The organism is Sphingomonas tagetis (assembly GCF_024211275.1).
Lineage (GTDB): Bacteria > Pseudomonadota > Alphaproteobacteria > Sphingomonadales > Sphingomonadaceae > Sphingomonas > Sphingomonas tagetis.
Genome location: NZ_JAMLDX010000005.1, coordinates 208,561 through 223,409, shown reverse-complemented (window position 1 = coordinate 223,409; position 14,849 = coordinate 208,561). Strand labels below are relative to the sequence as shown.

Annotated in this window: 13 protein-coding genes; 2 read left to right on the top strand and 11 right to left on the bottom strand. The window is 66.0% G+C overall.

The features are described 5' to 3' along the window. Positions 1 to 5 precede the first annotated feature (5 nt). The 8 genes from pcaD to M9978_RS09115 form a co-directional block, all read right to left on the bottom strand. Positions 6 to 776: a 3-oxoadipate enol-lactonase gene (pcaD, locus tag M9978_RS09150; protein WP_254292713.1), complete on the bottom strand. Its 771-nt coding sequence runs from the start codon at positions 774 to 776 to the stop codon at positions 6 to 8. Beyond that, a complete protein-coding gene (locus M9978_RS09145; protein WP_254292712.1) occupies positions 776 to 1,432 on the bottom strand; it encodes a 3-oxoacid CoA-transferase subunit B in 657 nt (218 codons plus the stop codon). Before M9978_RS09145 ends, pcaD begins: the two co-directional genes overlap by 1 nt. After that, entirely contained in the window at positions 1,432 to 2,142 is a 711-nt protein-coding gene (locus M9978_RS09140; RefSeq protein ID WP_254292711.1) for a CoA transferase subunit A, read from the bottom strand. Before M9978_RS09140 ends, M9978_RS09145 begins: the two co-directional genes overlap by 1 nt. Then, positions 2,139 to 2,459, bottom strand: a complete 321-nt coding sequence (locus M9978_RS09135; protein WP_254292710.1) for a YciI family protein — start codon at positions 2,457 to 2,459, stop codon at positions 2,139 to 2,141. The genes M9978_RS09140 and M9978_RS09135 overlap by 4 nt, the downstream gene beginning before the upstream one ends. Positions 2,460 to 2,471: 12 nt before the next feature. Beyond that, positions 2,472 to 3,611, bottom strand: coding sequence for a muconate/chloromuconate family cycloisomerase (locus M9978_RS09130; RefSeq protein ID WP_254292709.1), 1,140 nt, complete (start codon positions 3,609 to 3,611; stop codon positions 2,472 to 2,474). Between the two features lie 98 nt (positions 3,612 to 3,709). Next, complete coding sequence (locus M9978_RS09125) at positions 3,710 to 4,702, bottom strand: alpha/beta hydrolase fold domain-containing protein (RefSeq protein WP_254292708.1); 993 nt, start codon at positions 4,700 to 4,702, stop codon at positions 3,710 to 3,712. Positions 4,703 to 4,810: 108 nt separating this feature from the next. Continuing rightward, complete coding sequence (locus M9978_RS09120) at positions 4,811 to 6,421, bottom strand: flavin-containing monooxygenase (protein ID WP_254292753.1); 1,611 nt, start codon at positions 6,419 to 6,421, stop codon at positions 4,811 to 4,813. 74 nt (positions 6,422 to 6,495) lie between these two features. Next, positions 6,496 to 8,799, bottom strand: coding sequence for a TonB-dependent receptor (locus tag M9978_RS09115; protein ID WP_254292707.1), 2,304 nt, complete (start codon positions 8,797 to 8,799; stop codon positions 6,496 to 6,498). A 132-nt stretch (positions 8,800 to 8,931) separates the two neighbouring features. On the opposite strand from M9978_RS09115, the gene M9978_RS09110 reads away from it, so the two are divergent. After that, on the top strand, positions 8,932 to 9,858 hold the full coding sequence (locus M9978_RS09110) for a LysR family transcriptional regulator (RefSeq protein ID WP_254292706.1): 927 nt from the start codon (positions 8,932 to 8,934) through the stop codon (positions 9,856 to 9,858). A gap of 164 nt (positions 9,859 to 10,022) precedes the next feature. After that, the gene (locus M9978_RS09105) at positions 10,023 to 11,363 is read left to right on the top strand and encodes an MFS transporter (protein ID WP_254292705.1); all 1,341 of its coding nucleotides are present in this window, start codon (positions 10,023 to 10,025) and stop codon (positions 11,361 to 11,363) included. Positions 11,364 to 11,379: 16 nt separating this feature from the next. On the opposite strand, the gene M9978_RS09100 is transcribed toward M9978_RS09105, so the two are convergent. The 3 genes from M9978_RS09100 to M9978_RS09090 all read right to left on the bottom strand — a co-directional run bounded on the left by M9978_RS09100 (position 11,380) and on the right by M9978_RS09090 (position 14,696). Beyond that, entirely contained in the window at positions 11,380 to 11,772 is a 393-nt protein-coding gene (locus tag M9978_RS09100) for a nuclear transport factor 2 family protein (RefSeq protein WP_254292704.1), read from the bottom strand. Between the two features lie 26 nt (positions 11,773 to 11,798). Further along, the gene (locus M9978_RS09095; RefSeq protein WP_254292703.1) at positions 11,799 to 13,085 is read right to left on the bottom strand and encodes a serine hydrolase domain-containing protein; all 1,287 of its coding nucleotides are present in this window, start codon (positions 13,083 to 13,085) and stop codon (positions 11,799 to 11,801) included. A 114-nt stretch (positions 13,086 to 13,199) separates the two neighbouring features. Then, on the bottom strand, positions 13,200 to 14,696 hold the full coding sequence (locus M9978_RS09090; RefSeq protein ID WP_254292702.1) for an aldehyde dehydrogenase family protein: 1,497 nt from the start codon (positions 14,694 to 14,696) through the stop codon (positions 13,200 to 13,202). Between the last annotated feature and the right edge of the window lie 153 nt (positions 14,697 to 14,849).

Here is a 14,849-nt window from a genome sequence, read left to right as displayed (position 1 = left end):
CGTTCTCAGCTTTTCAGAAAGGCAAACAGCACCTCGGCCAGCGCTTGCGGCGCTTCGAGCGGCGCAAGATGTGCGGCTTCGATCGCGACGTGCGCGGCTCGGGGAATCCGCGCGAGAAGGTAATCGCCATGACCGGCGAACGGAGTGGAAACATCTCGCGTGCCGGTGACGACCAGCGTTGGACAGATGATGCCGGCGATGCGATCGGCCAGGTCCATGTCGCGGATCGCGGCGGCGCAGCCCGCATAGCCCTGAGCATCCATCGCCACGAGCTGGCGCCGCACCGTTTCGGCGAGCGCAGGCTCGGCCGCATCCGACAGGAAGCGGGTCATGGCGAGGTCTGCGATCGCTGCCATGCCCTCCCGCCGGACCGTGGCGGCGCGGTCGCGCCAGGCAGCGCTGTCCATCGTCGCCGAGGTGCAAATCAACGCCAGCCGTTCCAGCCGATCGGGCGCGCGCAGCGCCAGTTCCATGCCGATCATGCCGCCGAGCGACACGCCCGCGAGCGAGAAGCGGCCAAGGCCAGCGGCGTCGGCCACGGCGAGCACGTCGCCCGCCAGCGCCGCCAGCGAAAGATCGCCCGGTGAAGCCGCGGACGCGCCATGGCCGCGTGCGTCGATGCGCAGCACGGCAAAGCGCTGGCGCAAATCGGGCAGCATGGCGTCCCACAAATCCATGTCGGTGCCGATGGAATTGAGCAGGACCAACGCGGGCGCATCGCCGCGTCCGTCGAGTTTCCAGTAAAGCGATGCGCCTTCGACCTGGAGGAATGGCATCAGGCGGCCGCTAATCCGGGACCGAGCGCAAGCGGCGCGCCGGTCTTGCTGGCGATCTCCGCTGCGCCGATCCCGGGTGCGGTCTCGACCAGCGTCAGCCCCCCGGCCTTGCGGTCGACCGCGATCACGGCAAGGTCAGTGACGATCAGATCGACCACTGCCTTGCCGGTGAGCGGCAAGCTGCAGGCCTCCACGATCTTGGGGCTGCCATCCTTCGCGACATGGTCCATCACCACCACCACGCGCTTCACCCCGGCGACCAGATCCATCGCGCCGCCCATGCCCTTCATCATCTTGCCGGGGATCGTCCAATTGGCGAGGTCGCCATTGGCCGAAACCTGCATCGCGCCCAGCACCGCCATGTCGATATGTCCGCCGCGGATCATCGCGAAGCTGTCCGCCGACGAGAAGAAGCTGGAGGTCGGCGTCGCGGTGATCGTCTGCTTGCCGGCATTGACGAGATCCGCGTCGGCCTCGCTCTCATAGGGGAACGGACCCATGCCGAGCATGCCGTTCTCGCTCTGCAGCGTGACCTTGAGCCCGGCCGGGATGTGGTTGGCGACCAGCGTGGGAATGCCGATGCCGAGATTGACGTAGAAGCCATCCTGCAGCTCGCGGGCCGCGCGCGCCGCCATTTCATCGCGATTCCAGGGCATCAGCCGCCCTCCCTCGGCCGGGTCGTCAGCTTCTCGATGCGCTTCTCGTTGATGGTCGAGACGACAATCCGGTCGACATAGATGCCGGGCGTATGAACGGCATCGGGGTCGAACGCCCCCGCCTCGACGATCTCCTCGACCTCAACCACGGTCAGCTTGCCCGCGGTCGCCATGTTGGGGTTGAAGTTGCGGGCCGTCTTGCGGAACACGAGATTGCCCTCGGGGTCGGCCTTCCATGCCTTGACGATGGCAAGGTCGGCGCGCAGCCAGGTCTCGCGGACATAGTCCTCGCCTTCGAAATTCTCGACCGGCTTGCCCTCGGCGACGACGGTGCCGACGCCGGTCTTCGTGTAAAAGGCCGGGATGCCCGCGCCGCCCGCACGGATGCGCTCGGCCAGCGTGCCTTGCGGATTCAGCTCCAGCTCCAACTCGCCCGAGAGGTACTGCTGTTCGAACAGCTTGTTATCGCCGACATAGGACGAGACCATCTTCTTCACCTGCCGGCTCTCCAGCAGCATCCACAGGCCAAATCCGTCCGCCCCGGCGTTGTTCGAGATGACGGTCAGGTCCTTGATGCCCGCCGCGCGGATTTCGGGGATCAGGCTCTCGGGATTACCCGACAGGCCGAAGCCGCCTGACATGATCGTCATGCCGTCGAACAGCACGTCCGCCAGCGCCGCGGCCGGACTGTCGTAGATCTTGGTTCTCATTGCGCGCTGCCGCCAGCGCCCGGCAGGAAGCATTTTCCGTCGACATAGGCCTTGCGCCAGCGCGTGATGGTCACGCGCTCGAACAGGTCGGCTGCGCTGAACGGGTCGGCCGCGATGAAGCGCTCGGCCTCGCTGCGATCCTCGGTATCGAGCACATAGAGGCCGCCGCCGCGATCGGTGCCGTCATCGTGCAGCTTCGCGCCGCAGGCCAGCAGCCGTGCGGCGTGCGCCGCCAGGAAATCGAGATGCGCGGCACGCGCACCGGCACGGACGCTCTGGTGATCCGGCTTGTCCCAGGTTTCGATGATATAGGGCATGAGGGTCCTTGTTCAGGCGGTGGCGACGGCGGTACGCTGCCCCGCGCGGTCGCGGCGGTAGAAAGCGAGCTTGTCCTCGTCGATCGTCATGCCGAAACCCGGCCCGGCCGGCACCTCGAGCTGGAAATCGCGATAGACTGGCTGCTCGACCGTGATCGTGTCGGCGAACAGCAGTGGGCCGAACAGCTGACAGCCCCAATCGAGCGCGCGGACCGTCGAAAAGATCTGCGCGAAGGCCGCCGTGCCGACGCCGCTTTCCAGCATCGTCCCGCCGAACAGCGTCAGCCCCGCCGCTTCCGCGATCGAAGCAACCTCGCGCGTGCGCAGCATGCCGCCATGTTTGGTGACCTTGATCGAGAAGGCGTCGGCCGCGCGGACGCGCGCGAAGGCGGCGGCGCTTTCCACCGTATCGATCGCCTCGTCCGCCATGATCGGGATCGTGAAGCGTTCGGTGAGGCGGCGCATGCCGTCGATGTCGGCGCGCGGCAGCGGCTGCTCGACGATGGCGACGCCGGCATCCTCCAGCCGTTCGATCGCCCAGGTCGCCGTCGCCTCGTTCCAGCTCTGATTGGCGTCGGCATGAACGCGCACGTCATCGCCGAGCGCCTTCTTCACGGCCGCAGCCCGCGCCACGTCGTCGCGGGGATCGCCATTGCCCAGCTTGACCAGGAACCGGTCGTGCAGCCGTCTGTCCAGCATCTCGCGCGCCTGCGCGATATCCTTGTCGGCATCGCCCGCGCCGAGCACGAGCAGCACCGGCAGCCGGTCCCACACGGCGCCCCCGAAGAGCGCGGAGGCCGGCACGCCCATCCGGCGCGCGACGAGATCGACACATGCCATCTCGATCGCCGCCTTGGCGTAGAGATTGTCCTTGAGCACCCCGTCCATCGTCGCCAGCACGTTCCGCAGCAGCGCGGGATCGGCGCCGATCAACGGCGGCGCGAGATAGCGGTCGATGACGAGCTGGATCGCCTCGACCGTCTCGGCGCCGTAATGCGGGATCACCGAAGCTTCGCCGAGACCCTCGTTGCCGTCCTCGTCGCGGATGCGGACGAGCACCAGGCCCTGCTGGTTGATCGTCGCCATCGCCAGCTTGTGCGGGCGCGTCGTCGGCAGATCGAACACCACCGTTTCAATCGAGGCAATGCGCATTGTCACTCCCTGAAAACTGGAGGGCGCCCGGGCCCGGCCGGCGCGGACGGGATTCCCCGCCGGCAACGCCGCTCCCCGGACCGGGGCCGCCGGTCCCGCTATCCCTTGGCAAGATTTTCATCGAAGAAGCGCAGCAGGTCCTGGATCGATTCCTGCGCTTCGGGCAGCTGGACCTGTACGTTGAAGCCATGCGGCATGGCCTCGAAGACATGCAGCTCGGTCTTGACGCCGGCATTGTGCAGGCGCCGGTGAAGCAGCGAGGTCGCCGACAGCAGCATGTCGCGCGTGCCGGTGAGGAAATAGGTCGGCGGGAAGCCGGCATAGTCCCCGAAGATCGGCGAGATCAGCGGGTCGGCGATGTCATGCCCGTTGGCGAACAGATGCGCCATGTCGAGCGCGCCGGCCCTGCTGCCCGAGAGCGCGAGGTCGAGGCCGTCGAGCGCGAAGAAACTGTCGCCCGCCGTGCCCGAAAGATCGTGCTGCGGGGTCAGCACGCCCAGCACGCCGGGCAGCGGCAGCCCCAGCTGGCGGAGATAGAGCGACGTGGTCAACGTGAAGGTGCCGCCGGCCGAAGTCCCGTAAATCCCGATCCGCGCGGGTGCGTGACGCTCGAGCAGGCCACGATAGACCGCGGCGCTGTCCTCGATATTGGCCGGGAACGGATGATCGGGCGCGACGCGATAATCGACCGCGACGACCGTGGCGCCGGCATTGGCGATGACCGCGGCTTCCATGATCATGCCTTCGCACAGGATATAGGCGCCGCCATGAATGTTCATGAGCACGCGGCCTTCGAAGCGCGGATCGGGATTTTTCGGCCGCACGATCGCCGCGCGCGCACCGTTGATCGTCGTGCGCTCGACATCGACCGCACAGGCGCTGACGACCATCTCCTCCAGCAGCGCGATCCGGGCATTGGCTGCGGCACTGAACGCACGCCAGCCCGGTTTGTCGTCGAGCGCCGGAAGCGGCCCGGACGATGCCGCGCGCGGCGTCGCGAGATAGGCGCGCGCGGCGTCGCTGACGCTGCCGGGCATCGGCACCGCGACCGGCCCGAACTCGAGGGGAGGATAGTCCGCGGCGGTCGTCATGGTCGGCTCCTCGTGGAAAAATGGTCTGGACAAGATGTCATGGGACTTCGCCGATCGCGTCCGCAGAACGAGCGGCTGGACGCGGCGCGCCGCATCGCGGAGGCGGGCCTAGCGCAGCGCAAAGCCCGGAAACCCGTCTTCGCAAAACTCTTCGCATTTAGCGCGATAAGCGCCGGGCCCGCCGGCATAGGGCAGGATCACCCGCGGCTTGCCCGGCACGTTGGCGCCGACATACCAGCTGTCGGTGGTGCCGAAGAGCGACCGTGTCACCACCTCATGGACGTGATCGGTCCATTCGATCTGAGCCTCGGGCACGACGTCGAAGCGGGTCTTGCCGCCCTCGCGCATCGCGCTCAGGAACCGGCCGATCAGGTCGGCCTGGAATTCATTGGTCTGGACGACATTGGACAGCACCGATGGGCTGCCGGGCCCGCTGAGCATCAGCATGTTCGGAAAGCCCTCGACGGCGAGGCCGAGAAAGGTCTGCGGCCCTTCGGCCCAGGCTTCGTTGATCGTCTGGCCGTGTTCGCCGCGCAATTCGATGCTGGTGAGCGCACCGGTCAGTGCGTCGAAGCCAGTCGCAAACACGATATAGTCGAGCTCATATTCGGTGCCGTCGACCACCATTCCCCTGGGCGTGATGCGCTCGATCGGATGCGACTTGATGTCGACCAGTTCGACATTGTCGCGGTTGTACGTCTCGTAATAGCTGGTGCCGACGCATACCCGCTTCGTCCCCAGATAGAAGCCGCGCGGGATGAGCCGTTCGGCGACCTCTGGATCCTTGACCGTCTCCCGAATTTTCTCGCGCATGAAATCGGCGACTTCGTCGTTCACCGCGGGATCGATCCAGGTGTCGGCGAAGGGGATGATCATCGCGCCTCCGCCCCATTGCCACAGCCGCTCCATGATCTCGCGCCGCTGCTCAGGCGTAAAATCGCTTGCCGGCCGCATCCGGGTGCCGCGCATCGCCTCCGGCATCAGCACATCGCCGAGTCCTGAGACCATGCCGATCCGCGATGCCGCCCGGATCTCGTCCTTCTCCGCGTCCCACTGCGCGATGTCCGCTTCGGTCAGCGCGACGTTCCGCGCCGGCACGGTATAGTTCGCCGTCCGCTGAAAGACGTAGAGCTTGCCGGCCTGCTCGGCGATCATGGGGATGGTCTGTATCCCGGACGAGCCGGTGCCGACCACGCCGACCCGCTTGCCGGCAAAGTCGGGGGGCGCCTTGGGCCAGCGCGCGGTGTGCACATAACTGCCCTCGAACTCGCCGATGCCGGGGATGTCGGGAAGCACCGGCTTCGAGATCGGCCCGGTCGCGAGAACGAGATAGCGCGACGCATAGGACAGGCCCTTGTCGGTGCGGATGCGCCAGCAATTCGCTTCGCGGTCGAACACCGCGGATTCGACATGGTTGGAAAAGTCGATCAGCGGCCGCAGATCCAGCCGGTCGGCGACGAACGAGATATAGCGCTGGATCTCGGGCTGCGCGGCATAGCGCTCGGTCCAGCGCCATTCACGATCGACTTCCGGCGAAAAGGTGAAGGAATAGACCAGGCTCTCCACGTCGCAGCGCGCGCCGGGATAGCGGTTCCAGTACCACGCCCCGCCGACATCGGACGCTGCCTCGATTCCCCGGACGGAAAAGCCCAGCTCACGGAGCCTGTACAACATGTACAGCCCGCCAAAGCCGGCCCCCACCACGGTCACATCCAACATCCAGCTCACTCCGCTTTCAAACACCCGGACTGGCGAGCGGGCCTGACGTGAGCCGGCCCACTCGCCTCCCCCAATCAGAACTTCGCAGACAGCTGCAGCGACACCTGCCGGGTCCGCCGCAGCTGGGCGGAGAAATAGCGGTTGCCCGACAGCGGCGCCGGATTGCGGCCGTCATAGATCCGCTCGTTGGTCAGGTTTCGCCCGATCAGCGCGATGCCGAATTTCCGGTCCGCGAAGTTCAGGCCCGCACGCGCATCCACGGTCGTGAAGCCTTCCTGGAACGCCCTCGGCCCGAGCGAAGCGCTCGTCGCATATCGCGAGGTGAAGTACAGGTTCACGCCACCGGTGAATTCCGTCCCATCACCGAGAAATCCCGAAAGCGGCGTGGTCAGGTCGGCCCCGGCGGTGCCCGACCATTCGGGCGAATAGGCTCGCGTCTTGCCGCTCAGATCCTGGAAGCCGCCGATACACCCGTCCGCGGCCGCCTGGCCGGCATAGCAGGCGGTGTTGGCGAAGCTGCCATATTTGGCATCCAGATAGTTCACCGAACCGGACAGGACGAGTCCGCGAACCGGCGCGAACTGGGCCTCGACCTCGACGCCCTGAGACCGCGACGTCGCGGCGTTCTTCGTCTCGACGCCAGCCACGCCATTGTACACCGAGACCTGAAGATCGTCATAGTCGGCACGGAACGCCGTGACGTTGAAACGCGCCCGGCCATCGAGGAAATCGATCTTCGCCCCCGCCTCGAAGCTCTGCACCTTTTCCGGTTCGAACGCGATGTCGCCGCTCGGCGTGGGCGCGAAGGCGTCGAGGTCGTAGCCGCCGGATTTGAAGCCCTCCTTGTAGGAGGCGAACAGCAACATGCCGCGCGCCGGGCGGAACTCGACCGTGACCGCTGGCTGGAAATCCCGGTAGATCTGGTCGTCGCTGATCGTGAACCCGCCGGCCGGCGTCACCAGGAACTGGCCGGGAGACAGGTAGATCGCATTGTTGCTGGCGAACGAGAAGGTCGCCGTCTTCTGGATGCTCGAATAGCGGGCCGCCGCCTTGATCGTCAGTTGGTCGACGACCTTGAAGCCGAGCTCGCCATAGACCGACCAGGACTTCTCCCGCTGCTTGCTGCGCTGCTCGCTGAAGATGCCGGCGGGAAGACCGCCGAAGCGCGGATCGCCCGCGAAGAAGAAGCCGCCCGGAACGCGCGTGGTCAGGTCGATGATGTCGCCATAGGCGCCGACCAGCCACGACAGCCGTTCGCCGGTGGGCGATGCGGCACGGAGTTCCAGGCTCTTCTGTGTCGAATTGTCGAACGTCTCCAGCGCGGTGATCTGAACGTTGGAGGAATCCGCGTCGATGCGGTCGAACTGGTCGGTCTTGTAGTAGGACGCGATCGCGGTGATCGTGTTCCCGTTCCAGTCATAGGCAGCCTCGACCACCCCGCCATTGAGCTCGAACACGCCGTAATCGGGGTTCGGCGCACCGGTCGTCGAAAGCCGCGGAAAATTCTCCGCGCGGTAAACCGCGCTGGTCACGCCGTTCAGCGAGCAATCCTCGCCCGGCTGGATATAGGCGCCGGTGACGGGCGCCAGCAGGCCGCAATTATAGGGCTCGGTCGTGGTGCCGACCCGCTTCAGATAATTGTGGTCGTATTTCGCGTAGAGACTGAAATTTTCGTTGGGTTCCCAAAGCAGGCTGGCCCTGACCGCAGCGGTCTTGAAGTGCGGCGTGTCGGTATCGAGCTGCCGGTTGCGCATCCAGCCGGCCATGTTGCTGTAACGTCCCGCGACCCGCATGCTGAGCGTATTGCCGAGCGGAACCGTGACGCCGCCTTCGACATTCTGCTCATCCGCCTCGAATTCGTTATAGGCGGTCACATTCGCCGAAAAATCACGCCCCGGCCGTTTCGACACGATGCTCAGCGCACCGGCGATCGCGTTCTTGCCGAGATAGGTCGGCTGTGGCCCCTTGAGGATTTCGACGCGTTCGACATCGAGGAATCCGGCGCGCGCCATGCCGCCGCGTCCGAAATACACCCCGTCGATGAAGATCGGCACCGACTGGTCGAAGCCGGGATTGCCGCCGGTCGACACGCCGCGGACCGACAGCGCGGTGGCTCGCCCGGTCGTGGCGACGAACTGAACGCCAGGCACCTTCAGATCGCCGGGACTGGCGATCGTGCTTTTTGCGAGTTGCTCGGACGATACCACCGTAACGGCGATCGCCACGTCCTGAAGCCGCTCAGGCCGTTTGGTCGCGGTGACGATGATCTCGCCGAGCGCTGGATCGGATTCCGAAGCGGGCGCGGTCTGAGCAAAAGCGGGCGCCGAGATCGCGGCGGACAGGATGCCTGCGGATAGATAAAGGCCGGATTTCTTCATATCACTCCCTCCCCTTGTGCTGGCCGGCATTTCGCTGATGGGTCGGCCCGCTGCTTGTCGACCATTGTATTACCGCTCAGAAAGGCTAACAATCCGGCCGTTTCGACACATTGCGTATCCACGGAGTTGACAATGAATCTCGGCATCGTTCGCACGCTGGTCGACATCCTCGATGCCGGAAATCTGAGCGAAGCAGCACGCCGCCGGGGGGTCACACGCTCGCAAATCAGCAAGGAGCTGAAGGAACTGGAGCGTCAGGCCGGCACGATGCTAGTGTATCGCACCACCCGGCACGTCGCGCCGACCGAAGCCGGCCGCATTCTCTATGAGCATGGCCACAGGATGCTCGCGGAACTCCGCGCCGCGCGCGAGGCGATACAGGGCCTGGGCGACGAGATTCGGGGGCATGTCCGTATCAGCGTGCCCACGGCGCTGGGCACTTCCCATTTGGGCGGCGCGCTGATCGCCTTTCAGGAGCGGCACCCCGAAGTCACGCTTCGCGTGCGCTATTCGAATCTGGTGGAGAACCTCGTCGGCGACGAAGTGGATATCGCCGTCCGGATCCTCCGCGATGTGCCCGTCAGCGAATTCGCCAGCGAGGTTTCTCAGATCCCCTGGCGGCTGTTCGCGGCGACGTCCTATCTGGCGCGCCGGAAGCCCATCGCCAAACCCGAGGACCTCGCGGATTGCGATTTCCTGTGTACGACCGGTCCGCCATCTTCGCCGACGCCACTCACGCTGCGCCTCCAGTCGGGCCGCAGGATCGAGCAGGTGGCGATGAAGGCGCGGATGCAGTCGGAGCACCTTCCGTTCCTGCGCGAAGCGATGCTCGGGGGCTTGGGGATCGCGCCGCTCCCCGACTATGCTGCGTCCGACGATGTGGATCGCGGTGCGGCGCGCGTGATCCTGCCGGAATGGAAGCTGATCGGCCTGGACGGCCGGCTGTTCATCCTCGCGGCGCAGGATCGAAACGCCCCCCGAGCGGTAAGGGCATTGATCGATCACCTGCGCGAGATGCTCGGAGTCATCGTCGACCGTTATGCGGCCGACCGGGGCTGAGGCGATCCGGCGCAGTGAGGTTTTGCCCCGCCGGCCGGTCTTGAATCATGCCCAGTCCGGTCTTCGAAATCGCAGAGCGCCGCCCGTTCAGACTACACCCGCCTCTCACTCGCCCTGCGCCGTGATGCCGAACCGTCGCCAGTATCAGCAGAGGATCGTTTTCAATGCCTGCAAATCCTGTCGCGGCCACCGCTCCGCTGGAACCCGGACATCGTCTCGCGCATGCCTGGTACGCGCTCGGCATCTTCATGCTGCTATACGGCATCTCCTATATTGACCGGCTGATCCTTTCGCTGCTCGCGCCTGCCGTCAGCGCCCAGCTCCACATCTCCGATACGCAGATGGGCGTGCTGATCGGCTTGGGCTTCGGCGTGCTCTACTCGCTGACCGGGCTTCCGCTGGCGCACCTCATCGACCGCCGCCGCCGAATACCGCTGGTCGTCACCGGCGTCGTCTTGTGGAGCATCTGCACGATCGCTTCGGCCTTTGCGCCCGACTTCACCTGGCTCATGATCTTCCGGTCCGGCGTCGCGATCGGCGAAGCGGTGCTGTCGCCGGCCGCGATCTCGCTCATCGCCGACCTCTTTCCGCGCAAGCGGCGAACGCTCCCGACCGCGGCTTATACCGGGGTCAGCGCGGTCATGTATTCGGGGTCGTATATCGCCGGCGGCGCGGCGCTGCAGCTGGCAACGGGGATGTCCGCCCAGCTTGCGCTGGAACCGTGGCAGATCACGCTGATGCTCGTCGGGCTACCCGGTCTGCTGCTGGCGCCGCTGCTGTGGATCACCGTGCCCGAACCACCCCGTGTCGGCGATGTCGCGAGCGAACAGTTCGCGACGGCCAGCGAAGCCGTTGCGTATCTCAAGCGCAAGCGCATGCTCTACGGCTGCCTGTTTCTGGGCAATGCGATGGTCGGCATGGTCAACTTCGCGATGGCATCATGGACTCCGACGCTGCTGATCCGCGCCCACGGAATGGAGGCATCGCACGCGGGCTATGCGTTCGGCACGGTGGGTCTGGTCTCCAGCCTGATCGGCGTCATGACCTGGCCTGCCCTCGTCAAGGCATGGACCGATCGCGGACGGAGGGACGCGTTGGTCCTCGTCTTCACCATGGCGCTGACCGCCAGCTGGATCTGCCTCAGCATCGTCGGGCTGACGCGATCCACGATCACGCTGCTGGTTCTGGCCGGGATCGGCACCTTCTTTTCGGCCGCCATGGGCGTGCTGGTGCCGCTGCTGATCCAGATGGTTACGCCCGGACGCATGCGCGCCCGGATCATGGCGCTGTATCTGACCGCGGGGAATCTGGTGGGGCTGGCAGCGGGACCGCCCTTGGCGGCCCTGTTCGGCGAGAAGCTGTTCGAAGGCCCGTTCGCGATCGGTTCCGGCCTCGCTCTGCTCGTGCTGGTCGCCGGCCCTGTGGCCACGCTGTCGACCTGGGCGATGCGGCGGCAATATCGTACCGCCCTCGCAGAGGCGGAAGCGAGGGAGGCGGCCGCCTGACCGCCTCCCCTGCATGCTAATCGGCCTTCGGGATGAAGGTCGTGTGGTAATGGATCAGACGCCAGTCCTCACCTTCCTGAGTCCACACCGCGCTGCTGATGACTTCGACCACCACGCGGTTCACCGGCACGATCGGCGGATTGCGGCGCGCCGTGCTGCGGAACGACTTGGTGACCACCGCCGTCGAGCCGAGCATGAGGATCTTCTGATCCAGCACCTCATACGCGATATAGGGATTATGGGCGCGCAGGTTGGCGAGAAAGCTCTGCTTGGTGTCCACCTTGCTCGTGGGATGGATATATTCGAGCCGGTCCGAGAGCAGCGAGTCCAGTTTCTCGACATCGCCCGCCAGATTGGCGGCCCAGCGCTCCGCCTCCAGCCGTTCGATCAGGTCGGTTGAATCGGTCATATCAGCATGGTCCTTCATGAGCTGGTTCACGCCATCACATCCTTGTAGAACGTCTCGCCGAACTTGCCCTGAAAGCTCAGGGCGGCGGGCGGCAGCGCCTGGGTATAGGCGCCAACACGATATCCGCGCTTGCGGTCGATGAAACCGGTCGTCCCGGCCGCGCCGCCCCAGCCGAACACGCCCTCGCCAGTCATCGAGCCGGGCAGCGACACGCGGCCGCCGGCGCCGGCGCCCCAGCCCTCGATGAGCGTCCCCTTGCGCACGACGCTATCCTCGAGGAGGTTCGACATGGCGAGCCGCGCGGTTTCGGGCTTCATGATGCTCACGCCGCCTGCCCCGCCGATCCGGCCCTCGCCGAGCAGCATGGCGAGGAAGCGGTCATAATCGCGCGCGCTCGAAACCAGCCCGCCGCCGCCATAGGGCGCCGCCGGCGGATCGAGGAACACGGACGTCGCCGCCCGATCGATCGGGGACAGGACGCCGTCGATCAACGCATAATTGGTCGACAGCCGCGGAACGTCCGCCGCCGCGACCCGGAATCCCGTGCTCTTCATGCCGAGCGGATCGAATATCCGTGCCTTCAGGAAGGCGTCGAACGGCTGTCCCGTCACGACTTCGATTACGCGCCCCATCACGGCGAGACCGACCGAATAGAGCCATTTCGACCCGGGCTCATAGAATAGCGGAAGCGTGGCGAGCCGGTCGACCATGACGGTCAGACCGGGTGCGGGCGGCCCCATCTTGAAACCGGGGATCGGCTGGCGGCTGAGCCGGCCATCGGTGATCCCCGCCTCGTCATACGCGTCCGGAAGCGGTCCCTTCTCGAGCGCGGCCATGCCGATGCCCGAGCTGTGCGTGATCAGCTGGCGCACCGTGATCGGCCGTCTGGCGGGGCGGACATCGGTAATCGATCCGCCGGGCGTGTTGAGCACCTTCATGTTGGCGAAGGCAGGCAGGAAATCGGCGATCGGCTGGTCGAGTTTGATCTTGCCCTCCTCGACCAGCAGCATCGCCGCGATGCCGGTGACCGGCTTGGTCTGCGAGTAGATGCGCCACAATGTGTCGGGACCGAGCGGCGTCGCCGAATCCAGCGCCAGCGTGCCCACGCCGAAATAGTCGGGCGCTGCCTGCCCCTTGCCGATCGCGGCGAGGATGCCGGCCAGTTCACGGCGATCGACGAAACCTTTCATGAAGGCATGCGTCCGCGGATAGAGTTGGCCGCCGCGCGCCAGTGCGGTTCGCGGCAGCACTGCTGCTGCCCCGGCCGCCGCCAATCCTCCGATCAGTCCGCGCCGTGAAATGACCTTGTCCATATCCGCTCCCGGCATCTTGTTGACGGTCTCGCGAGACCGCACCGCCGCGCGAATCTGCCGGCGTCGAACGTTAGACCGGTGATGCAATGACCACCGCCAGCGCGCGGCCGGCGGCTAGCCGGTCTTGATCCACACCGCCTTGACGTTGAGATATTCGTCGAGATGCTGCTTGCCGGATTCGCGGCCGTAACCGCTCATCTTGTAGCCGCCGAACGGCACGGCCGGGTCCATCGCCTGATAGCAGTTGATCCACACCGACCCCGCCCGGATCGACTTGGCAAGCTTGTGCGCCTTGCCGACATCGCGCGTCCACACGCCGCTGCCGAGGCCGAAGGTGGTGGCGTTGCCGCGCTCGATCACCTCGTCGATATCGGTGAACGGGATCGCCGAGATCACCGGGCCGAAAATCTCCTCCTGCGCGATCCGCATGTCGTCGCGCACCCCGCCAAACACCGTCGGCGCGACGAAATAGCCATTCTCATACGCCCCTCCGGTCAGCCGCTCGCCGCCGCTCAGACACTGCGCGCCCTGCTCGCGGCCGACATCGAGATAGCCCGTGACGCGGTCAAGCTGATCGCCCGACACGAGCGGTCCGACCTGGGTCTCGGGATCGGCGCCGATGCCGACCTTGAGCGCCTTGGCGAAGTCGGCGACCTTGGCGGTGAACTCGTCATAGATTTTCTGCTCGACGAACAGTCGGGTGCCCGCGCTGCAGATCTGTCCGGAATTGGCGAACACCGCCATCGCCGCGCCCGGCACGGCCGCGTCGAGATCGGCGTCGGCAAAGACGATGTCGGGGGACTTGCCGCCCAGCTCGAGCGAGAGGCGTTTGAGGTTGCCCGCCGAGGCCTGCACGATCCGGCGGCCGGTGACGTCCGAGCCGGTGAAGGCGACCTTGTCGACGTCGAGATGCGCGGCCAATGCGGCGCCCGCGGTCGCGCCATAGCCCGGCACGATGTTGATCACCCCGGGCGGCACGCCTGCTTCGAGGCACAGCTCGCCCAGCCGCAATGGCGTCAGCGGCGCGACCTCGGACGGCTTGAGCACCACCGTGCAGCCCGTCGCCAGCGCCGGGCCGATCTTCCAGATGCTCGCGGTCAGTGGGCTGTTCCACGGAATGATCGCACCGACCACGCCGACTGGCTCCTTGAGCGTGTAGGAGAAGATGTCGCCCGGCAGCGAATTCTCGATCGTCTCGCCATGCAGCGACACGGCCTGGCCGGCATAATAGCGCAGCATGCCGACGACGCGATGCCGGCCGGCGCGAGTGCGGCTGATCGGCGCGCCCATGTCATAGGTGTCGAGCGCCGCCAGCTCCTCGATGTTCGCCTCGATCAGATCGGCGAGGCGAAGCAGCAGCAGCTGGCGATCGGCCGGTTTCCACTTGCTCCATGGCCCGTTGAAGGCCCGGCGCGCCGCGGCGACGGCCAGGTCGATATCCTCGCGGTCGCCTTCCGCCACCTCGGCGAGCAGCATACCGGTCGCCGGATCGCGCGTCTCGAAGGTCTTGCCCGACGCCGCCGGCACCCAGCGGCCATCGATCAGCAGCAGCTTGGTCTTGCCGTCGATATAGCCGGGACGCATGACGACGCCCTTCTCAATCACGCCCATGAAGATCTCCTTGATCGATGAATCGCCGGCGGGCGCAGAACCGCCGCGCCTGTGGACCTGTAACGGTTGACCGGCCGATCGGCCCATACCGCCAGTCCCGTCGCCGATCGGGTTGGGGGATTTCGCCCGCCCGGATGTCTTCGCTTGCAGAAA